Raw genomic sequence first — 21,547 nt, 5'->3', positions numbered from 1 at the left:
TCAGGAGCTAAATGTGACCACCCGGCAGAACTCGTCAATTGCCATTGTCTTTATCCTTGGCTTGTTAGCCATGCTGATGCCGTTGTCGATTGATATGTATCTTCCGGCGCTACCTGTTATCTCTGAACAGTTTGGTGTGCCTGCAGGTAGCGCGCAGATGACCCTCAGTACCTATATTCTTGGGTTCGCGGTGGGGCAGTTACTCTATGGTCCAATGGCTGACAGCATTGGGCGCAAGCCGGTGATTCTGGGCGGGACGCTGGTGTTTGCGGCGGCGGCAGTTGCCTGTGCGCTGGCACAAACTATCGATCAACTGATCGTGATGCGTTTCTTCCATGGTCTGGCTGCGGCAGCGGCGAGCGTGGTTATCAACGCCCTGATGCGCGATATCTATCCGAAGGAAGAGTTTTCGCGCATGATGTCCTTTGTCATGCTGGTCACGACAATTGCACCCTTACTGGCACCCATCGTGGGCGGCTGGGTATTGGTATGGCTGAGCTGGCACTACATCTTTTGGATCCTCGCCGTGGCGGCTATTCTGGCGTCGGTGATGATCTTTACGCTGATCAAAGAGACCTTGCCGGTTGAGCGCCGCCAGCCGTTTCGCTTGCGTACTACTCTCGGCAACTTTGCCTCGCTGTTTCGCCACAAGCGTGTACTGAGCTATATGCTGGCCAGTGGGTTTAGTTTTGCCGGGATGTTCTCGTTCCTGAGCGCCGGACCTTTTGTTTACATTGAGATTAACCACGTTTCACCGCAGCATTTCGGCTATTACTTCGCGCTGAACATTGTTTTCCTGTTCGTGATGACCATCATCAACAGCCGCTTTGTTCGTCGGGTTGGGGCGTTGAATATGTTCCGTACTGGCCTGTGGATCCAGTTCGTGATGGCGGGCTGGATGGTCTTTAGCGCGCTGTTCGGGGTTGGTTTCTGGGCGCTGGTGGTGGGCGTTGCGGCGTTTGTTGGCTGCGTGTCGATGGTGTCATCCAACGCCATGGCAGTCATTCTGGATGAATTTCCGCATATGGCGGGAACGGCGTCATCGCTGGCAGGGACGTTCCGTTTTGGCATTGGCGCCATCGTTGGGGCGCTGCTGTCACTGGCGACCTTTAACTCGGCCTGGCCGATGATCTGGTCGATAGCGTTTTGCGCTACCTGCTCAATTCTCTTCTATCTCTACGCCAGCCGCGCCAAAAAACGGTGATCTATTACACAACCTGGGGGCGATAGGGCCTCCAGAGTTGATGTACATCAACCGAAAATCTATCAATTTCCCCGCTTATGTTTATTTTATGTAAAATCAATTTATGTAAAAAGTCACATCATTGTAGTTAAAAAGGTTGAGTTAGATCGCAGAAACGAGTACATATAGCGCGGAAATATGCCAGAACCGTTGAATAAATTTAAATATTTGGTTCGGAAAGTGGCATAAAGTCAGGGTGTAAACGTTTACGAACTGTTTAAAGACGTATTGTCAATGATGTGTTAATATTGATGTAAAATAATTGTGAAGTGATTGTACTTCCAGGGAAAGAAAGTGATGACATTACAACTCTCAATCGTTCATCGTCTGCCACAGTGCTATCGTTGGTCGGTGGGTTTCGCAGGTTCAAAGGTTGAACCGATTCCGCAAAACGGTCAGAGCAATGAGAACAGCCTGGTGGCGCTCAAATTGCTTAGCCCTGATGGCGACAGTGCGTGGTCAGTCATGCATAAACTCAGCCAGGCCCTCAGCGACATTGAGGTACCTTGTTCCGTGTTGGAATGCGAAGGAGAGCCGTGCCTGTTTGTGAATCGCCAGGATGAATTTGCCGCGACCTGCAGACTGAAAAATTTCGGCGTGGCCATCGCAGAGCCGTTTTCAAATAACAATCCGTTTTGAGCGTCAGCTTAGCGCGAGCAGCTGACGCGTATATGCCTGCTGTGGCGCGTTAAATACGTGCTCGCATTGTCCTTGCTCCACGACCTCTCCCTGCCTTAGCACAATAACCTGATGGCATAACGCGCGTACTACGTGCAAATCATGGCTGATAAAGATATAAGCCAGGCGATGCTTTTCCTGTAAAGACTTTAACAACGTCAGGATTTGCGCCTGTACGGTTCTGTCGAGCGACGATGTTGGTTCATCCAGAATGATCAGGGAAGGCTTGAGAATCAAGGCTCTGGCAATGGCTATGCGTTGACGTTGACCGCCGGAAAACTCCGCCGGGTAACGATGCCGCGTTTCGCTATCCAGTCCCACTTCCGCCATTACCGCTTTCACCTGCGCTTCGCGCTGTTCGGCTGACAGGGTTGGCTGATGAACGCGCAGTCCCTCCTCAATAATCTGTAGCACGCTCAGGCGCGGGTTCAGCGAGGAGTTGGGATCCTGAAACACGACCTGAATGCGGTGACGTACTGGTAACAGCTGGCGGCGATTTAAGGTATGCAGCGCCAGGCCATCGAACACAATGCTTCCCTGTGAGGTGATTAACCTCAGTAGCGCCAGCCCGGTAGTGCTTTTCCCCGATCCTGACTCCCCGACCAGCCCCAGCGTTTCACCGGGCCGGAGGGAAAAACTGACGTTGTTAACCACAACGTTATGGTCCACCACGCGCTTCAGGATACCTTTACGGATGGGGAAGGCAACGCAGAGTTTTTCCACTTCCAGCAATGGCGCTTGCCCGGCAGGTACAGGTACTGGATCGCCGGAAGGTTCGCTGTTTAACAATTTCTGCGTGTAGGGATGTGTTGGCGCAGTGAGCAGCTGTGCTGCTCGATTTTGCTCAACGCACTGGCCGTTTTGCATCACCGCAACGGTATCGGCGAGTTTTTTCACAATGCTGAGGTTGTGGGTGATAAACAGTAATCCCATGTTCAGCTCGCGCTGTAGCTCCCGCAGCAGCTGCAGGATTTGCGCCTGTACGGAGACATCCAGCGCGGTGGTCGGTTCATCGGCAATAAGCAGCTCCGGTCGCGTCAGCAGCGCCATGGCGATCATCACGCGCTGGCGTTCACCGCCGGACAGCTGGTGCGGATAGTCTGCGAGACGTTTGGCCGCCTGACGGATGCCGACCCGATCCAGACAGGTCAGTATTTCTGCCCGCGCGGCCTCCCGACGCATTCCCCGATGCAGCGACAGCACTTCATACAGCTGTTTTTCCAGGTTGTGAAGCGGGTTTAGCGACACCATTGGCTCCTGGAAAATCATGGCGATTTTATTCCCGCGAACGCCGCGAAGCGTCTGCTTATCGGCATGAAGCAATGATTCGCCATGAAAACGGATGTCGCCGGAAAGGTAGACTGCGGGAGGGGTCGGTAATAACCGTAGAATAGAAAGTGCGGTCACGCTTTTACCCGAACCGGACTCGCCCACCAGCGCCAGAGTTTGCCCGGCTTCAACCCTCAGTGAGAGGGTATTGACCACGGTGCGCACGGTCTCCTGTTGGCGAAAACCTACCGATAAATTTTCAATAGTTAATAGCGGTTGTGTCATCTTAAATCGCCTTGTTGGGATCGAACGCGTCGCGTACCGCTTCACCAATAAATATCAGTAGCGATAATAGCAGGGCAACGGAGATGAACGCGGTGATACCAAGCCACGGTGCCTGCAGGTTGTTTTTACCCTGTAACAGGAGTTCTCCCAGCGATGGCGATCCAAGCGGTAAGCCGAAGCCAAGAAAATCCAGCGAGGTCAGAGTGGTGATCGAGGCGCATAATATAAACGGTAAAAAGGTCAGGGCGGCGACCATCGCATTGGGCAGCATATGGCGCAGAATAATACTGTGATCGCTCACGCCAAGCGCCTGAGCGGCACGAATGTAATCAAAGTTTCGGGTACGTAAAAATTCCGCGCGTACCACGCCAACCAGGCTCATCCAGCCAAACAGCACGGTAATGCCCAGTAGCCACCAGAAGTTTGGCTGGACCACGCTCGACAGCAGTATGATCAAAAACAGCGTTGGCATACCTGACCAAACCTCAATGAATCGTTGCCCCCACAAATCCACCTTGCCGCCATAATAGCCCTGGATTGCGCCAGCCATGATCCCCATCACGCTGGAGCACAGGGTTAGCATTAATCCGAACAGGACAGAAATACGTGTGCCGTAGAGGATCCGTGCCAGCACATCACCACCGTTGGCGTCCGTTCCCAGCCAGTTTTGTGCAGAAGGCGGGGAAGGGAAGGGCTTATCAGTGGCAAAGTTAATGCTGGTGGCTCCAAAGCGTATCGGCGCCCACAGGATCCAGCCCCGGTTTTCCAGGCGCTGCTGTAACCACGGATCCTGATAATCAGCCTGGGTCGCCAATGGTCCGCCGAAGTCGCTTTCACTGTAGTTTTTGAACAGGGGGAAATACCAGCTACTGTCGTAGCGCACCAGTAGCGGCTTATCATTGGCAATCAGTTCTGAACACAGGCTAAGGCCGAAGAGCAGTAGAAAAATCCACAGCGACCAATAGCCGCGACGGTTATGGCGAAAACGCGCCCAGCGGGCCTGATTGACGGGGCTTAATCGCGACATTAGCGTCCCTCAAAATCAATACGGGGATCGACCAGCGTATAGCTGATGTCGCTGAGGATATTCAGCAGCAGACCGATCAGGGTGAAGATATAGAGCGTGCCAAACATTACCGGGTAGTCACGTGATACGGTGGATTCATAACCCAGTAGTCCCAGACCGTTAAGCGAAAACATCACTTCAATCAGCAGCGAACCGGTAAAAAACATGCTGATAAACGTTGCCGGGAAGCCAGCGATTACCAGCAACATGGCATTGCGAAACACATGTTTCCACAGAATGTTTTTCTCGCTGACCCCTTTGGCGCGCGCGGTGACGACATACTGTTTGCGTACCTCATCCAGAAATGAGTTTTTGGTCAGCATGGTTAGCGCGGCAAACCCCCCAACCACCGTCGCCAGCACTGGCAGGGTAATATGCCAAAGGTAGTCGGTCACTTTCTGATACCAGGGCAGGGAATCAAAATTGGCGGAAACCAGTCCGCGAAGCGGGAACAGGTCGTAATAGCTGCCCCCGGCAAAAAAGACGATCAGTAAAATCGCAAACAAAAAGGCCGGTATGGCATAGCCAATAATAATGAATGCGCTGCTCCAGACATCAAATCGGCTGCCGTTGTGAACGGCTTTGCGGATCCCAAGCGGTATCGACACCAGATAGATAATGAGCGTACTCCATAGCCCCAGTGTGACGGAAACAGGCAGGCTGTCTTTGATAAGCGTCAGCACTGAGGCGCTACGAAACAGGCTGTCGCCGAAATCGAAACGAATATAGTCCCAGAGCATTTTGAAATAACGCTCATGAATGGGCTTATCGAACCCGTAACGGCGAGTGATTTCGGCGATCACTTCCGGGTCAAGACCACGGCCACCTCGGTAATTACTGTCGCTGATATTGCCGACGCCGGTTTGCGCGTGGCTGGCGCGAATGCCTTCACTACCCGCGCCGGGTAATGCCCCGCTTTGTCCGAACTCAATAGCGGCGACGGCCTGCTCAACCGGACCACCGGGGGCAATCTGCACGATAAAAAAGTTGATGGTGATGATGGCCCAAAGCGTTGGGATCACCAGTAGCAGACGTCGAATCAGATAAGCGCCCATTTATTCTCCCTGCCGTCTGGCTGCTGGCAGTTTCGCCGCTTTGTTAACGTCGTACCACCAGTTGTCGAGACCAATGGTATAAATGGGGCGAATAGCTGGATGCGAAAACTTATCCCACCAGGCGATGCGATCCTCTGCCATAAACCACATCGGCAACATGTAGTAGTTCCAGGTTAATACCCTGTCCAGTGCCCGACCGAGTGGGATTAGTTTGGCTTTATCACCCTGCGCCGCGATGATTTGGTTGATCAGTTTATCAATCACCGGGCTTTGCACGCCCGGGGCGTTATAGCTGGAGTCAATATATTCAGAGGCCCAGAGAATTTGCAGGTCCGAACTTGGCCACGGCATTGCGCGATACAATCTCGGCATCATGTCATAGTCACGACTGCGCAGCCGGTTTGTGATTTGTGAGTTATCAACCTGGCGGATGTTCATTGTAATGCCTAAGCGCTGCAGGTTGTGCTGGAACGGCAGCACCCACTGACTGTTACTGCCCGCCGGGAGCAACAGTTCAAAGCTCAGAGGTTTACCGTTGGCGCTGTTTACGCGCTGTTGTCCCTTAAGTACCCATCCGGCCTGCTCCAGTAAGGCATCGGCTTTCAACAGGTTGTCACGATCGTAGCCATCGCCTTTTGATTTCGGCGGCTGATAAATTTGGCTGAAGACCTCAGGAGGGAGATCTTTTTTCAAGGGCGCAAGTATCACCAGTTCATCCGCATCGGGGTAATTTTTAGCGGCATACTCGGTATTCTGAAAATAGCTGTTGGTCCGGCTCCAGGCGTTATAGAACAGAGCTTTATTCATCCATTCAAAATCAAAGGCCAGGGTGATGGCTTCTCGCACCCGTCGGTCGCTGAACACCGGGCGCTGAATATTAAACGCCAGCCAACGCGTATCCTGGGCGGATTCGTTTTTTTGCTCATCTTTGATGATGTAATGATTCGCGAAATTTTTACCGGTATAACGTGTCGCCCAGTTTTTAGCATCGTTTTCAAGACGCAGGTCAAACGCTCCGGCCTTAAACGCTTCAAAGGCGACGTTGTCATCCAGATAGTAGTCGTAGCGGATGGTATCAAAGTTCCAGCGGCCACGGTTGACGGGCAGATTAGCAGCCCAATAATCGTTGACGCGCGAATAGACAATGTACTGACCCATCTTCCATTTCGTGATGCGATAAGGACCGCTGGCGAGCGGAGGCGATGATAAGGGATCGCTGAGTTTATGATCTTTCCAGTATTTCTCTGGCATCACGGGTAATGAAAACAGGCTGAGCATGTCCTCTTTACCCGGTTTGGCTAATTCAATACGTACGGTTAATGGCGCGATCGCTTTTACCGTTGTTCCCTTGTAGACCAGGCGAAATTGCGGCACGCCTTCAGTCATAAATTTGTGGAAGGTGAATGCGACATCGCTGGCGGTAATGGGGGAGCCATCGTGAAAACGCGCTCGCGGATTAATGGCGATTTCTACCCAGGAATAGTCATCAGCATAGCGTGCGCTGTCGGCGATGAGCGGATAATAGCTGCCAGGTTCATCGTCAGAGGTAGTAAACAGCGTATCGTAAAGCGTTTCGGTACGTGCTCCGGGATTACCGCGCATCGCATAGCGGTTGAAGTTATCGAACGTGCCGATGGCGGAGAGGGTGATTTGCCCGCCTTTGGGAGCCGCAGGGTTGACATAATCAAAGTGATTAAAGTTAAACGCGTACTTCGGTTCGCCCAGTACGGCAAAAGCATAGCTTTCTTTGATGGACTGCGCCTCGGCGCTAAACCCGATGAGGGCGATAAACAGCAGCAATACGCGAGGGATCATTAAATGCGATTTCCTTTTCCTGCCACAACCCGACGGGCATCATGCCTGAAAGATAAGGGATGTGGCGGCGAGTGAGAGTATATGATTCGCATACTGCGATCACCACGTCGGCTTATTGGGCTGCGCCATCCAACGCACGAAATCAGCAAGTTTTAATGGTCGGCTAATCCAGTATCCCTGGAAAAAATGCACTCCACGATCGCGTAGCCAACGGGCTTGCTCAGGCGTTTCAACCCCTTCAGCAACCGTCAGCATATTAAGACGCTTAGAGAGTGTCAACACGGCGTCCAGAACCGGAGAGGTCAGGGTCTCTGTTCCAATGGCGTTAATAAAGCCGCGATCGATTTTCAGGTAGTCAACGGTAAAGCGTTCCAGATAAATCAGCGCGCTATGACCGGTGCCAAAATCATCAATGGCAATTTCAAAACCTGCGGAATGAAGCCATTCAAAAAGCTTTGTGGCTTCGTGTTGATTAAGCATATCCCGTTCGGTGATTTCCAGCACCATCTGGAAATGGTTTGCGGGAAGCGAGGTCTGCAGGTGATGAATGTCGTCTTTAAACGTCTCGCCGTGCAGATGCGTTGGCGCGATATTAATCCCCAATTTTGCACCAGCGGGTAACACTTTTTGCAGCATCGGTGCGTCCTGGGCTATCAACTTAAAGAGATGCTGGGTCAGCGGGACAATCATTTTCTGGGATTCGGCGTAGTGAATAAAAGCATCCGGTGGGATCTCACCCGTTGTCGGATGATTCCAGCGTAATAACACCTCTACACCTTTCACCTCCAGTGTCTGCACCTCTACGACGGGCTGGTACACCACATAAAACTGGTTATGTTTGATAGCGTTGAGGATATCTTTGCCCGGACGTAAACGGATGGTGTAGATGTAGTACCAGAGAAGAAGCGCAGCAATAATCCCCGCCATGCATCCCAACATAATCGAATACCAGACATCGGTATAGGTCCACTCATCGGCATATAAACGAATCTGTAGCGGAATACCTTCCAGGGTCGCCTGCCGCCAGTGAGAGTGGGGCAGAGCGGAGGCATCAATAATCCGTGATGAAAATGTTGAAATCGCGTTATCACCGACGACTATGGCAATGCCGTTAAAATCATCCTGTCGGGCGGTATAAAGCAGATAAGGGGCCAGATTAATATTCAGTGAGGTAAACACGCCGCTATCAGTGAACGATGGGTTCCGGTGCCAAATCATTATCGCCGGCTTGTTCGGCATCATGGGCGTACCGGGGAGTAATTCCACATCAATATTTCTGCTGATATCGAGACTTGGGACCAGATCTAAAATCGGGGTGAACATTGCGCCCGTTGCGGAGGAGCAGAAAGCAATGCCGTTTTTGACCAGTAAAAATGCGCGAACGTTGAGGCTAAAGGCTGCGCTGGAGGTCAGTTGAGCAGCGACTTGTTGGCAACTGTTGGCGACCAGTGGCTGAAGGTCATCTGTGGTGGATTTGAGATCGGCGAAGTAGCTGCTGACATAATTCTGGATATCGGAAAGGAGCGTGTCGTACTTAATGTCTCGTTTATGCCAGGTCACGAAAAATTGCAGGGTACTCACCAGGAGCGCGACGATAAGCCCCGTTAACATACAGGAAAGCAGGATTTTCTGATTGGATGAAGAGGAGCGTTTAAACATAGTTCCTTATGTTTACCTGAGTTAACCGCTTATTCTGTATGAATATAACCTGAAATGACTCACCTTGTGAGATTTTTCTTAGTCACAAGACAAAGCAAAAAAAAAGCACCGCCGAAGCAGTGCTTTTCAAAATGTCTCATCAGGATAGCCAAGGGATAGCTGCCAAACGAAATTAACTGCGGCTCAGGACCCGGCGAGCTTCGTTGTAACGTTTTTTCCAGTAAGGTTCGTTCATGCTGGAAATGATAACGCCGCTGCTGGTCGAGGCGTGTACGAACTGGTTGTTGCCGATATAAATACCGACGTGACGGCCAGTGGAGCCAGCACGGAACAGAACCAGATCGCCTGTGCGCAGGTTAGTGCGCGAAACGGATTTACCCGTTTCCTGTTGTTCGTAGGTTGAGCGAGGAAGCTCTAAACCAAATTGCTCGCGGAACGTACGTTGTACGAAGCTTGAACAATCAATACCTTTTTTGGTGCTGCCGCCAAGGCGGTAACGCACGCCTTTCCAGTCAGCATACTGGTCCATAATACGTGATTTAACATCGATATTACGGACCATATTTTCAAATTCATCCTGAGAGGCTTGCAGTGAAGAGTTATCTCCATTGCCCACAGCATGCGTCTCAGAATGCATATTCCTGGCGGTGTTCGTTGTGCTACATGCAGAAAGCAGAACCGCAACTGCTATCGCGGGTATGCCCCGCAAGATATATCTCAAAATCGGTTGAGATTTGACCATTTTGTTTGTTTTCCCTTGAAGTCCTTAACGATAAATATCGTTATAAAAAATGCCAAACGTGACGAGACTAATTACCATCGCACGATGAGACAATTCTTTAAGGTCAAATCTGTGGCAGAACGCACAAATTTATTCCTGAAGAGAATAATTATCCCGCGAGGCAAAACGAGTTCGAGATTACCCGATCGGTCCGGTCATTGCGAGTGAATTTACGTGATTTCTTATAAGAAAAATTGATACAGAAAGTGAATAACCGGCATTGCCTAAATTAAGAACAATCGGGATAAAAAAGACGCAACCCAATCATTTTAAAGATGAATAAGATGACGGGAGAATGACAGCCAGAATGATGAAATATTGACAAGCATCATCAGGGAATCAGAGTTTTCCCTGATGATGTTAATTACTGTGCGTTATTTGTTTAAAAAATGTTTGTTTTTACCGGGCAGATAATTCGCAAACAGAGTGACTAATCGGTCGCTTAACGGTGTCATTAGCCACCAAGGAAGACCAATCAAGACGACAGTCATGGAACCGATCACGATATCGGTGAGCCAGTGAGCGCCAATCATTATGCGTGGAAAGGCAAAAACCACAGCGATAATAAGGCCGATTATTCCGGCGACTTTTCCGAAATAACGCAGCATAAATGCGGAAAAAATAAGCAGCATCATACCGTGATCGCCGGGGAAACTGTCTCTGGACGCATCTTTAGTCGGAATATGCAGCAGTTCGCTGACGCGATAAATATTATCCAGCATCAGAGTAGGGCTGGCGCGTTTAACGGGAATAAGCGCCTGGCCTAACTGATTTAATACCACTGCGGTGAGCAGCATAACCAGGCCAATAGCGACAATGCGTCGGCGACCTTCCGACGTTTCTTTCAGCCAAAAATGCAGCATCAAGGCGCCCATTGCCAGCAATGAGCAACCATCAAATGCTCGGTTATTGGTAATAGCAACAATCCACAAGAACTGCGGGCTTTCCACCAGTTTCTGGTTAAAGAAGCGGAAAACGCCCGTATCCAATGAAGACCAGATCCCATGTCCGGCAGGAAGATACCAGGACAGAAACAGCGCCAGCCCCGCAATATTGAGTAGGAGAATAAGAGGGTATCGGGTTTTCATCATCGTTTACCATTGCTATAAAAACGAAGGCAACCTTACGCGTTAGCGTCTAAACGAAGTCTCAACAATGCACTCTGTAGCGTATTCCAGTCGGTCTCAGTATCGGCGATGAGTTCAATACGGCTATCCGGTGGCGCGACGTTTTGCGTCTCAATATGCCAGTCCTCTCCCTGGCGGTTAATGCGCACCAGCCCTTCCTTTATACGCATGACACCTTTCACGCGCCCCACGGGGGCAAGACGGGACCATTCCAGCAGACCGATGGTATCGAACACCGTATCGGCGTCAAAAATCCAACCGCAGGCCTGATGGCCCTGGCCGCTGTTCAGGCTGCGCCGCCAGCGCTGCTGTGACGGCAGACTCAATGCCGCCAGTCCCTTTTTGTCTGCATGGCTATGGGCGTGCTCTGCGCTTGCAGGAAGCTCTGCCAGGTTTAGTCGGGGTAAATCCAGTAACTGCCCGTCAATTTGCCCATGGTCGGCATGAACCAACTGGCGATTGGCGCCGTAGTGTTGCCACCAGGTTTGCAAGGCGTTTTCGCTTTCCGCTGTGGCGCGGTCGGCTTTATTGGCAACAATGATATCTGCGGCGGCCAGCTGATCGCGGAAATTGTCATTGGCGACGCTTTTTTCATCCAGTAACAGCCGGGGGTCAAGAATACAGAGGGTCGCGCGCAGATCGATCCACGGTTCGTAAACCGGTGCGGTGAGTAAATCCAGAATTTGTTTAGGGTGTCCGAGGCCAGTAGGTTCAATCAGCAATCGATCGGGTTTTCCCTGACGCAGCAGCGTATTGAGGCCAACCTGCATCGGTAGACCGTTAACGCAGCACATACAGCCGCCGGGGATCTCTTTTAGCAATGCGCCGCTGTCGGCTAACAGGGCGCCATCAATACCTACTTCACCAAACTCATTGACCAGCACGGCCCACTTCTCTGCGGGATCCTTGTTCGCCAATAGATGAAGAATAGAGGTGGTTTTGCCACTGCCGAGAAAACCAGTGATGAGATTGGTTTTAGTCACAATTACTCCAGAATCATAAATTACCGTAATGGCATTTAACAATCCTGGCGAAAAATGGGGAAAAAGAGAAGGGGTGAGGGGACGAAGACGTGCTTCGTCCTGTTTAATGGCAGAAATCGTTAATTTTTTAACGTTTCAATGACAGCCTGATGCGCACCGTATTGGGCAATACGTTGCCAGGCCTGCTGAATGACCGCGACAAACTGCGGATTCTGTACGAGATCGGCGGCGAAAATCTCATGCAGCGAAAGCAGGGCGCTGACGCGTTCTGATTCAGTGCTCTGTGCCACCAGAGAGGCAATTTTCTCACTGAGCGGGTCACGAATATCAATCGTAGCGCCTGAATCATCCACACCGCTCACGTAGCGGATCCAGCCTGCGATGCCGAGCGCCAACAGCGGCCACTCGCTTTGACGTGCTAAATGCACGCGGATCCCTTCCAGCATTCGCTGGGGTAATTTCTGGCTACCATCCATCGCGATTTGCCAGGTTTTGTGTTTCAGCGCCGGATTGGCAAAGCGGTCCAGCAGGCTTAAGGCATACTGATTTAAATCAACATCGGTAATTTGCAGCGTGGGGGCCTGTTCGGTGAGCATCAGCCGGTAAGCGGCTTCACGAAATGCGCTATCCTGCATACAGTCGCTGATGTGCTGGAATCCGGCCAGATAGCCGAGATAAGCGAGAAACGAATGGCTGCCGTTCAGCATCCGCAGTTTCATTTGTTCCCACGGCAAGACGTTTTCAACCATCTGGACACCCGCGGTTTCCCATTGCGGACGACCACAGACAAAGTTGTCTTCAATCACCCACTGAATAAACGGCTCGCAGCTGATTGCGCAAGGATCGGCAACGCCCAGCTCGTGGGCGATTTCAGCCAGCGACTCTTCGGTGGCGGCGGGAACAATCCGATCCACCATAGTACCCGGGAAACTGACGTGTTCCTGGATCCAGTGCGCCAGCTCAGGAGAGCGTTTTTCCGCCATCCCCAGTACGGCATTTTTTACCACATGACCATTGTCCGGGATGTTATCGCAGGAAAGGACGGTAAACGGCTGCAGTCCACGTTCACGTCGGCGGTGCAGCGCTTCTACGATTATACCGGGGGCGGAGTGCGGTTCAGCCGGTGTCTGCAGATCGTGAATAATACGCGCATTAGAGAGATCTAACGAACCCGTCGCCGGATCGATGCAGTAGCCTTTTTCCGTGATGGTTAACGAGACAATCGCGACCTGAGGCTCGCAGAATTTTTCAATAATGGCCGCCAGCGAATCCAGCGTGGCGTTCAGGCATTCGTTAACGGCACCGATAACAATAGGCTGGTTGCCGTTAGCCCCTTTTTCTAACACGGTAAATAAATGATCCTGTTCGCGAAGCTGACGCATCAGCCGATCGCCACTGAAAAGGCTAATCTCGCAAATCCCCCAGTCTCCGCCCTGCGCATTCAGCACCCTGTCGGTTAATAACGCCTGATGGGCGCGGTGAAAAGCACCGAAACCAAAATGTACAATCCGCGTTTTTAATTGTTGGCGGTCGTACTGCGGCATCATGACATTTTCCGCCAGAGGCGCTGAGGCAATAGTTTTCATTAAATACACCTGATTAACCATTAATTAACAATGGCAGTATAAAGTTATATGACAGCAAATTGAATTGGTGTGCCTCATTTATCCGGGGAATGTGAGCTGGATCAATCAATGATAGGCCATCTGTTGAACATCTCCGGGATGGCTGTATGGTAGTCGTCATTCAGGTAGTTTAATTTGGTATAACAACTTGTGGGGTGAAACAATGGAACAAACCTGGCGTTGGTACGGACCTAACGATCCGGTATCGCTTGATGATGTGCGTCAGGCTGGCGCAACGGGTGTTGTGACCGCCTTGCACCACATTCCCAACGGTGAAGTGTGGCCGGTAGAAGAGATTCAACAGCGTCAGGCTATTCTGGCTGAAAAAGGGCTGACCTGGTCGGTGGTGGAAAGTATTCCTGTCCACGAAGATATCAAAACGCGTTCAGGCCAGTACCAAACGTGGATTGCCAATTATCAGCAGAGTATCCGTAATCTGGCGACCTGCGGCATCGATACCGTGTGCTATAACTTCATGCCGATCCTCGACTGGACACGTACCGATCTCGAATATCAGCTGTCGGACGGCTCCAAAGCGCTACGTTTTGACCAGATTGCTTTTGCAGCCTTCGAACTGCATATTCTTCAGCGCCCTGGCGCCGCAGCGGATTACACCGCAGAAGAACAACGCCAGGCGCTGAATTACTTCAATGCTATGAGCGATGCCGATATCGAAAAGCTGACCCGCAATATCATTGCCGGCCTGCCCGGTGCGGAAGAGGGCTATACGCTGGATCAGTTCCGTGCGCGCCTCGCTGAATATGACGGCATCAGCAAAGACGATCTGCGCGATAATATGGCGGTATTCCTGCGGGCGATTGTGCCTGTGGCGGAAGAAGTCGGCGTGCGTCTGGCTGTCCACCCTGACGATCCGCCGCGTCCGATCCTCGGCCTGCCGCGCATTGTTTCGACTATCGAAGATATGCAGTGGCTGAAAGAAACCGTCGACAGCATCAATAACGGTTTCACCATGTGCACCGGTTCCTACGGCGTGCGCGCCGATAACGATCTGGTGAAAATGATCGAAACCTTTGGCGATCGAATCCACTTCACGCATTTGCGCTCCACCTGCCGTGAAGATAACCCGAAAACCTTCCACGAAGGTGCGCACCTGCAAGGCGATGTGGATATGGTATCGGTGGTTGCTGCCATCCTGAGCGAAGAACAGCGCCGTAAAAAGGCGGGCGATTTGCGTCCTATCCCGATGCGTCCGGATCACGGACACCAGATGCTTGACGACCTGCACAAGAAAACCAACCCAGGCTACTCCGCGATTGGTCGCCTGAAAGGGCTGGCGGAAGTTCGCGGCGTTGAACTGGCGTTAAAACAAACGCAGTTCCGCGATCTGCTGTAAGGTTAACAACAGGGATTGTGCCGCAGGCGCGATCCCTGAAATTCATCAAGGCTGCGCTAGCGCCTGCTCCAGTACCGACAGCACCTTTTTGATCTGCTGTATCTGCAATCCGCCAAACCCGAAAAACATAACAGCATCGCTGTTCTCCCGACGCCATGCGGCTCCTGAGCCATTTTCTATATCTGGCAGAGTGTCAAAGCGGATCCCTGCCAGCAGGCAGCGCTGTTGCAGCCTGGCTATCATATCTGGGTGTCTGTCAACGCGTAACGAGAGGTGCAGACCCGCCGTTGCGCCAGCGATTTTCCCTGACGGAAACAGAACAGAAAGGCCATCACGTAACAGATTGAGGCGCGCCGCATAGTTGCAGGCCAGCTTGCTGATGTGCGAATAAAACACCTGATTTTGCATTAATTCGGCTAAAAATTGCTGCAATAGCCACTGACTGCCGTTGTTGTTGAGCGCTTTCATATTCTTTACTGCCGGGAGCAGTTCATCAGGACAAATGAGATAGCCAAGACGCGTTCCCGGCCCCAGCGTTTTGGAAAATGTCCCCATGTAGATAACCCGGTTGTGATAATCCATAGCTTTCAGGGCAGGAAGGGGGTTCTCGCCATAAGTAAAAACAGCATCGTAGTCGTCTTCAAGGATATAAGCGCCGACGCGCTGCGCCCACGTCAATAATGACTGACGGCGCTCCAGCGAAAGGACGCTTCCCATTGGATACTGGTGAGCCGGAGTCACATAGCAAAGCTGGGTTTCATATTCGGGTAATTTATCTGTTTGCAGCCCGTGGTTATCTACAGCAATTGACGTAATGTCTGCACCGTAATAATTAAACAGATGCCATGCGCCAGAATAGCAAGGGGATTCGGCCACAACGTGGCACTTTTTTTGCTGACTGACGGCATGATGAACAATAAATATTTGACTGAGCAGCGACAATCCTTCCTGAATCCCATTGGTAATGATGATGTTCTCCGCCCGGGTATTAATGCCGCGAGATAAATTAAGGTACCTGGCTAGTTGCTCACGCAGTGAAAATAATCCATTTGATGAATGATATCGGGTAAACAATTGCTCTTTAAGTACGCTTGGCGCGTTATTCCATTTTCGCCAGCTTGCCCAGGGAAAAGCATTGGGATCGGGGACGCCCATCCGGCAGTAGAACTCCCGCCCAGGCTCTGCGTAAACATCGGTAGAGACCCCGGCCGCTTTTGGTGTTACTGGCGGAGAGCCCTGGGGTACGGACACATGCGCTGGGGTTACACGTACAGGCGTGGTGAATATCACCTCATAGCCAATGCCGTGTCGGCTCTTAATTAATCCAGCCGCCATCAGCTTATCATAGGCCATCACTACCGTTATTTTGGCAATGTTCAATGCCTGAGCCTGCTCGCGAATAGAGGGGAGTTTATCTCCACACAGCAAATCACCCCGCTGAATGGCCTGTAAATAAAATTGAAATATCTGCAACTGCAGCGGAGTCCGGCTTTCTCTATCGAGAGTCAGTTTGAGCATGATAAATTCCTTATTTATAGATGGTGATTATATTACGGACTTCTGCTCTTTACTATTTGACGAACCTCATAGAGTGGATGCTGTTCCTATAATCTGCCTTCGCTGTCTCTATTTTTGATTTTTATTATCCCTTAGCGTGTCGCTATTAAAAAAATGGAGGCAAGCATGTCGTGGATAAGAAAAAACGCACTATGGTGCGCATTCGCCGGGGCGGTAGCAATGGCCCTGGCTATTTGGGGAACGTGGCAAGGTGTTCATTACACCAGTTCTAACGAGTTTTGTTTATCGTGTCACTCGATGCGCACATCTGGCGAGGAGTATAAAACCAGCGTGCATTTTCGTAATGCTTCAGGTGTGCGTGCGGAGTGTAAGGATTGTCATATTCCGCCAGGCATCGTCCCAACGCTGGTTCGTAAAACGCAAGCCTTAAACGACCTCTACCACACCTTTATCTCTCCTTCGATCGATACCCCGGAAAAATTTGCCGCAAAGCGGGCGGAATTGGCCCAGCGAGAATGGGCGCGCATGAGCGCGAATAATTCAGCGGCGTGTAAATCCTGCCATAGCTATGAGGCGATGGATCACGGCAAGCAATCGGCAAATGCAGCGGCGCAAATGACCGCGGCGGCGGCAAAAGACAGTAACTGTATCGATTGTCACAAAGGCATTGCCCATCACAAACCCGATATGAGCAGCGGTTTTCGCGATCGTTACCAGCAGCTGCAGCGTCAGGGAGAGCAGTTACCCACGGCGACGACGCTGTATTCGTTAGGCGAAAAATCACTGACTGCGACAGCAGAGAGCCCGGCAGGTAAAGCCATGCTGTACCCGGCAACGCAAGTGCGTGTGCTGAAAAAAGAAGGAAAAAACGTTCAGATAGAGCTGACCGGCTGGCGGGAAAGCAAAGGACGGGGACGGGTGATTACCCAGTATATGGGTAAACGCGTTTTTGCTGCCGTATTAGATGCCTCGCTGATGAGCAACGTGAAGGTTGAGCAAACTCAGGTTGATCCGGAGTCGCATCAGGAGTGGCAGCAGGTAAGCGTGACAGCCTGGAGTTCGGCGGAGGGGTTTACCGACAATATTGACCCCCTCTGGCAATACGCCGATCAGATGTTGCAATCCACCTGTAGCGCTTGCCACAGCACACCGCCGCCGACCCGTTATTCCGCGAATGGCTGGATCGCCGGACTGAAATCCATGTCCACCTACTACCGGCTTAATCCGGTGGAAGACCGTACGTTGTTGAAATATCTCCAGACTCACGCCAGCGATATACCTCAACCTAACAATTCAAAAGGATAATTTATGGATATTCATGATTTTAATCCGTCACGTCGACGGTTTTTAAGTGGAATGCTGGCAGTCGGTGCCGTCAGCGCTTTAGGGCCAAATCCACTGATCTCAAAGGTCTGGGCAGCGGGTGAAAACCCGGAGCAATGGATCCAGTCTGGCTCGCACTTTGGCGCTTTTGAAGCCAAAGTCGTGAACGGTGAATGGGTTGATACCCGCCCCTTCAAACATGACAAATACCCCTGCGATATGCTCAATGCGGTGCGTGAAGTGGTCTACAACCCTTCGCGCGTGCGCTACCCGATGGTGCGGCTGGACTGGCTGCGCAAGCGTGAAAAGTCAGATCGCAACCAGCGCGGCGATAATCGCTTTGTCCGTGTGAGCTGGGATCAGGCGTTGGATCTGTTCTATGAAGAGCTGGAGCGGGTACAAAAGACCTACGGATCCTCTGGCGTCTTTACCGGGCTGGCGGACTGGCAAATTGTTGGCAAATATCATAAGGCCGGCGGCGCGATGGATCGGGGACTCAGCTTGCACGGTAGCTATGTAACGACCGTCGGCGACTACTCGGCAGCCGCAGCGCAGGTCATTTTGCCGCATGTGATTGGTTCGCTGGAAGTTTACGAGCAGCAAACGTCACTCCCGCTGGTTATCGAAAATACCCAAACCATCGTGCTGTGGGGCTGCGATCCTATCAAGAATCTGCAGATCGAGTTCCTGGTTCCCGATCACGATGCGTTTGGCTATTGGCAGCAGATTAAAGAAGCGGTTGCGCAGGGTAAGATGCGCGTTATCAGCGTTGATCCGGTGCGTAGCAAGTCGCAAAACTATCTTGGCTGTGAGCAGCTGGCGCTGCGACCGCAAACGGATGTCGCGTTATTGCTGGCGCTGGCGCATACCCTGTACGAAGAAAAACTGTATGACGCGGCGTTCATTAACGATTATACCGTGGGCTTTGAACAGTTCTTGCCGTATCTGCTTGGGGAAAGCGACAAGCAGCCGAAAAACGCCGAATGGGCGGCGGAAATCTGCGGTCTGACGGCGGAGCAGATCCGCGACTTCGCCCGCCTGCTGGTCAAAGGCCGGACACAGTTTATGGGCGGCTGGTGCGTGCAGCGTATGCACCATGGCGAGCAGTATCCGTGGATGCTGGTGGTGCTGGCCAGCATGGTTGGCCAAATTGGCTTGCCGGGCGGTGGAGTAGGGTTTGGCTGGCACTATAACGGCGGCGGGACGGTCACTTCTGCCGGTCCTGTCCTGTCCGGCCTCGGGAGCATCAACAATCCCCCGGCCGCGAAATACAAAGCGGATTTCCGCGGCGCTTCAGAGCATATTCCTACCTCGCGAATGATTGATTGTCTGCTGGCGCCAGGCAAAAAGATCGCTTTCAACGGTGAAACATTAACTTTCCCTGATATCAAAATGGCGATTTTCAGCGCCGCCAATCCGTTCCATGCGCAGCAGGATCGTAACCGCATGATCGAGGCGTGGAAGAAGCTGGAAACCGTGGTCGTTCTGGATCATCAGTGGACAGCATCCTGTCGTTTTGCCGATATCGTCCTGCCGGTGACCACGCGCTTTGAGCGTAATGACATTGAGCAGTTCGGTACACACTCGAATAAAGGGCTGATGGCGATACATCAGGTGGTTAAACCGCAGTTTGAAGCGCGACATGACTTTGATGTCTTTGCCGGTCTGTGCAAACGCTTTGGTCAGGAAGAGACATACCGCGAAAAGCGGGATGAAATGCAGTGGATAAAAGCCATTTATGATGAGGGCGCGAAAACGGGAGCGTCCCTTGGCGTGAGTATGCCGAACTTCGAGAGTTTCTGGCAGGGCGAAGGATACATTGAATATCCTGCCGGGAAGCCGTGGGTGCGTCATGGAGAATTTCGCGAACAGCCGGATATCAATCCGTTAGGAACACCCTCTGGTCTGATTGAAATTTACAGCAAAACCATCGCGGGCTTTGCCTACGAGGACTGCCCGGGGCATCCGGTGTGGATGGAACCCTTTGAGCGTACCCATAGCAGCAAAACAGATAAATATCCGCTGCATCTGCAGTCCTGCCATCCGGATAAACGTCTGCACTCCCAGTTGTGCTCAAGCGAGGCGTTTCGTAACACCTATGCGGTGGCAGGAAGAGAGCCGCTGTACATGAGCGAGTCGGATGCCCGCGCACGTGGCCTGAAAGCCGGGGATATTGCGCGCGTGTTTAACGCCAGAGGCCAGGTGCTGGCCGGGGTGGTGATCAGTCCGGATTACGCGCCTGGCGTCGTCCGGATTCATGAAGGCGCGTGGTATTCGCCGCAGGAAGGCGGGAAAGCGGGCACATTATGCACTTATGGCGATCCGAATGTGCTGAGTGCGGATATCGGTACATCGCAACTGGCGCAGGGGCCTTCAGCGCATACGGTGCTGGTCGAGGTGGAGCGGTACCAGGAGAATGCTCCGCAGGTCACGGGCTTTGGCGGGCCGGAGGTTGTGAAAGAGGAGGGGGCAAGTGCAGCATAATCATATTCATCGACAGCGGGCGGCGGTGTACCAGTGGTTTTCGCAACTGCTGTTCCGCGAGCTGGACGAGGAGCAACTCATCCGCCTGGAAAGTGGGGAAAGCCGAAAGTGGCTGGCGTCGTTGACGGCTATCCCTGGGTTATCCGTTGATGTCAAAAACCTGGAACGTAGTCTCGTTCGGGCGCTGTGCCGGGAAAGCCGACAGCTGGAGCTGGCGGCGGACTATGCCTCGTTGTTTTTGCTGGCACCTCCTGGCGGTGTTTCACCTTATGCGGGGCATTATCCGCATACGACCGCGCCTGAAGAACGCAAGGAAATGAATGTGCTGTTAGTCGAGTATGGGCTGACCCCGCAGGACAACGAGCCTGCCGACCATATTGCTGTACAGCTGGCACTGATGGCGAGAATGGTTACCAAAAAGGAGACGTTATCGGCGCAATATTACTTTTTGCATCATCACATTATGTGCTGGGCACCCCTGCTACGGGAAAGTTGTTTACAGCGGGACGAAGAGGGGGTTTATCCTCAGGCGGTTAACGTCATAACGCATTTTATGCGTGAGGATGAGCTGTATCTGGAATCTCTGTTGGTGGATGATTTTTACCTCAGCAGCCAGGGCTGAAAATAACAAAGGGACAGCAAATGCTGTCCCTTTTCACCGCTGTCGCAGCAGAAAAATTAGTCTGCGCGGCCCATATAGCGGCGCTCTTCGATGTGAATGCGAATTTTCTCACCGGCGCTCAGATATTCAGGAACCAGGATAACCAGACCGGTGCTCATGGTCGCTGGTTTGTTACGCGCACTTGCTGACGCGCCTTTAATGCCTGGTGCCGTTTCAACGATTTCCAGGTCTACCGTTTGCGGCAGTTCAAGCGCCAGCAGTTGGCCGTCCCAGGTCAGTACCTGCATATCCGGCATTCCGCCTTCCGGGATGAACAGCAATTCTTCTTCGATCTGGTCTTTGGTGAAGGTATACGGGGTATAGTCTTCTTTATCCATGAAGACGTATTCGTTGCCATCGACATAGGAGAAATCAACGCCACGACGGCTCAGGGTGACGGTATCAACGATGTCATCGCCTTTGAAGCGCTCTTCAACTTTCAGACCGGTACGAACATCAGAAAAACGCATTTTGTACAGCGTGGCGGCGCCACGTGCGGTTGGTGATTGAATATCAATATCTTTTACAATCAGCAGTTTGCCGTTGTAATTCAGTACCATACCTTTTTTAATTTCGTTCGCTCTTGGCATCGAAAAAATCCTGTAATGAGGAGTGTCTAAA

17 protein-coding genes are annotated in these 21,547 nt (G+C 51.9%); 6 read left to right on the top strand and 11 right to left on the bottom strand.

The window, feature by feature from the left end:
• Positions 1 to 13 precede the first annotated feature (13 nt).
• Together N0B36_RS08575 and N0B36_RS08570 are read left to right on the top strand one after the other, a co-directional pair.
• Positions 14 to 1,204, top strand: a complete 1,191-nt coding sequence (locus N0B36_RS08575) for a Bcr/CflA family multidrug efflux MFS transporter (protein WP_016153755.1) — start codon at positions 14 to 16, stop codon at positions 1,202 to 1,204.
• A 333-nt stretch (positions 1,205 to 1,537) separates the two neighbouring features.
• Positions 1,538 to 1,882, top strand: coding sequence for a YejG family protein (locus N0B36_RS08570; RefSeq protein WP_029139605.1), 345 nt, complete (start codon positions 1,538 to 1,540; stop codon positions 1,880 to 1,882).
• Positions 1,883 to 1,885: 3 nt separating this feature from the next.
• Here N0B36_RS08570 and yejF read toward each other — a convergent pair whose 3' ends face one another.
• From yejF to N0B36_RS08525, 9 genes are all read right to left on the bottom strand, one after another.
• Positions 1,886 to 3,475 (bottom strand): microcin C ABC transporter ATP-binding protein YejF, encoded by a 1,590-nt coding sequence (gene yejF, locus N0B36_RS08565; RefSeq protein ID WP_049282330.1) that lies wholly within the window; start codon positions 3,473 to 3,475, stop codon positions 1,886 to 1,888.
• 1 nt (position 3,476) lies between these two features.
• Positions 3,477 to 4,502: an ABC transporter permease gene (locus N0B36_RS08560; protein ID WP_200101123.1), complete on the bottom strand. Its 1,026-nt coding sequence runs from the start codon at positions 4,500 to 4,502 to the stop codon at positions 3,477 to 3,479.
• Complete coding sequence (locus N0B36_RS08555; RefSeq protein WP_016153751.1) at positions 4,502 to 5,596, bottom strand: microcin C ABC transporter permease YejB; 1,095 nt, start codon at positions 5,594 to 5,596, stop codon at positions 4,502 to 4,504. The genes N0B36_RS08560 and N0B36_RS08555 overlap by 1 nt, the downstream gene beginning before the upstream one ends.
• Positions 5,597 to 7,411, bottom strand: a complete 1,815-nt coding sequence (locus N0B36_RS08550; RefSeq protein WP_047500957.1) for an extracellular solute-binding protein — start codon at positions 7,409 to 7,411, stop codon at positions 5,597 to 5,599.
• Positions 7,412 to 7,510: 99 nt separating this feature from the next.
• Positions 7,511 to 9,070 (bottom strand): cyclic di-GMP phosphodiesterase, encoded by a 1,560-nt coding sequence (locus N0B36_RS08545; protein WP_200080083.1) that lies wholly within the window; start codon positions 9,068 to 9,070, stop codon positions 7,511 to 7,513.
• A gap of 172 nt (positions 9,071 to 9,242) precedes the next feature.
• Positions 9,243 to 9,812: a bifunctional murein DD-endopeptidase/murein LD-carboxypeptidase gene (mepS, locus tag N0B36_RS08540; protein ID WP_003027474.1), complete on the bottom strand. Its 570-nt coding sequence runs from the start codon at positions 9,810 to 9,812 to the stop codon at positions 9,243 to 9,245.
• 413 nt (positions 9,813 to 10,225) lie between these two features.
• A complete protein-coding gene (locus N0B36_RS08535; RefSeq protein ID WP_019077242.1) occupies positions 10,226 to 10,939 on the bottom strand; it encodes a phosphatase PAP2 family protein in 714 nt (237 codons plus the stop codon).
• A gap of 35 nt (positions 10,940 to 10,974) precedes the next feature.
• Positions 10,975 to 11,961 (bottom strand): GTP-binding protein, encoded by a 987-nt coding sequence (locus N0B36_RS08530; RefSeq protein ID WP_181635326.1) that lies wholly within the window; start codon positions 11,959 to 11,961, stop codon positions 10,975 to 10,977.
• 119 nt (positions 11,962 to 12,080) lie between these two features.
• A complete protein-coding gene (locus N0B36_RS08525) occupies positions 12,081 to 13,547 on the bottom strand; it encodes a mannitol dehydrogenase family protein (protein ID WP_200080084.1) in 1,467 nt (488 codons plus the stop codon).
• A gap of 202 nt (positions 13,548 to 13,749) precedes the next feature.
• Here N0B36_RS08525 and uxuA point away from each other — a divergent pair, with 202 nt between their 5' ends.
• Complete coding sequence (gene uxuA, locus N0B36_RS08520; protein ID WP_200080085.1) at positions 13,750 to 14,940, top strand: mannonate dehydratase; 1,191 nt, start codon at positions 13,750 to 13,752, stop codon at positions 14,938 to 14,940.
• 45 nt (positions 14,941 to 14,985) lie between these two features.
• Here uxuA and N0B36_RS08515 read toward each other — a convergent pair whose 3' ends face one another.
• Entirely contained in the window at positions 14,986 to 16,458 is a 1,473-nt protein-coding gene (locus tag N0B36_RS08515; protein ID WP_259687088.1) for a PLP-dependent aminotransferase family protein, read from the bottom strand.
• A 165-nt stretch (positions 16,459 to 16,623) separates the two neighbouring features.
• Between N0B36_RS08515 and torC the strand changes: the two genes are divergently transcribed.
• The 3 genes from torC to torD are packed head-to-tail and all read left to right on the top strand — an operon-like array spanning position 16,624 to position 20,887.
• Positions 16,624 to 17,763: a pentaheme c-type cytochrome TorC gene (torC, locus tag N0B36_RS08510; RefSeq protein WP_235116890.1), complete on the top strand. Its 1,140-nt coding sequence runs from the start codon at positions 16,624 to 16,626 to the stop codon at positions 17,761 to 17,763.
• A gap of 3 nt (positions 17,764 to 17,766) precedes the next feature.
• Positions 17,767 to 20,265, top strand: coding sequence for a trimethylamine-N-oxide reductase TorA (torA, locus tag N0B36_RS08505; protein ID WP_259687085.1), 2,499 nt, complete (start codon positions 17,767 to 17,769; stop codon positions 20,263 to 20,265).
• Complete coding sequence (gene torD / locus N0B36_RS08500; protein ID WP_047500967.1) at positions 20,255 to 20,887, top strand: molecular chaperone TorD; 633 nt, start codon at positions 20,255 to 20,257, stop codon at positions 20,885 to 20,887. The genes torA and torD overlap by 11 nt, the downstream gene beginning before the upstream one ends.
• 56 nt (positions 20,888 to 20,943) lie before the next feature.
• Here the strand turns inward: torD and yeiP are convergent, their stop codons facing one another.
• A complete protein-coding gene (gene yeiP / locus N0B36_RS08495) occupies positions 20,944 to 21,516 on the bottom strand; it encodes an elongation factor P-like protein YeiP (RefSeq protein ID WP_016153740.1) in 573 nt (190 codons plus the stop codon).
• Positions 21,517 to 21,547 lie beyond the last annotated feature (31 nt).

It is taken from the genome of Citrobacter sp. XY323 (assembly GCF_025106035.1).
Taxonomy (GTDB): Bacteria; Pseudomonadota; Gammaproteobacteria; order Enterobacterales; family Enterobacteriaceae; genus Citrobacter; species Citrobacter braakii.
The sequence above is the reverse complement of the archived record's forward strand: the minus strand, read 5'-3'. Positions and strand labels throughout refer to the sequence as shown.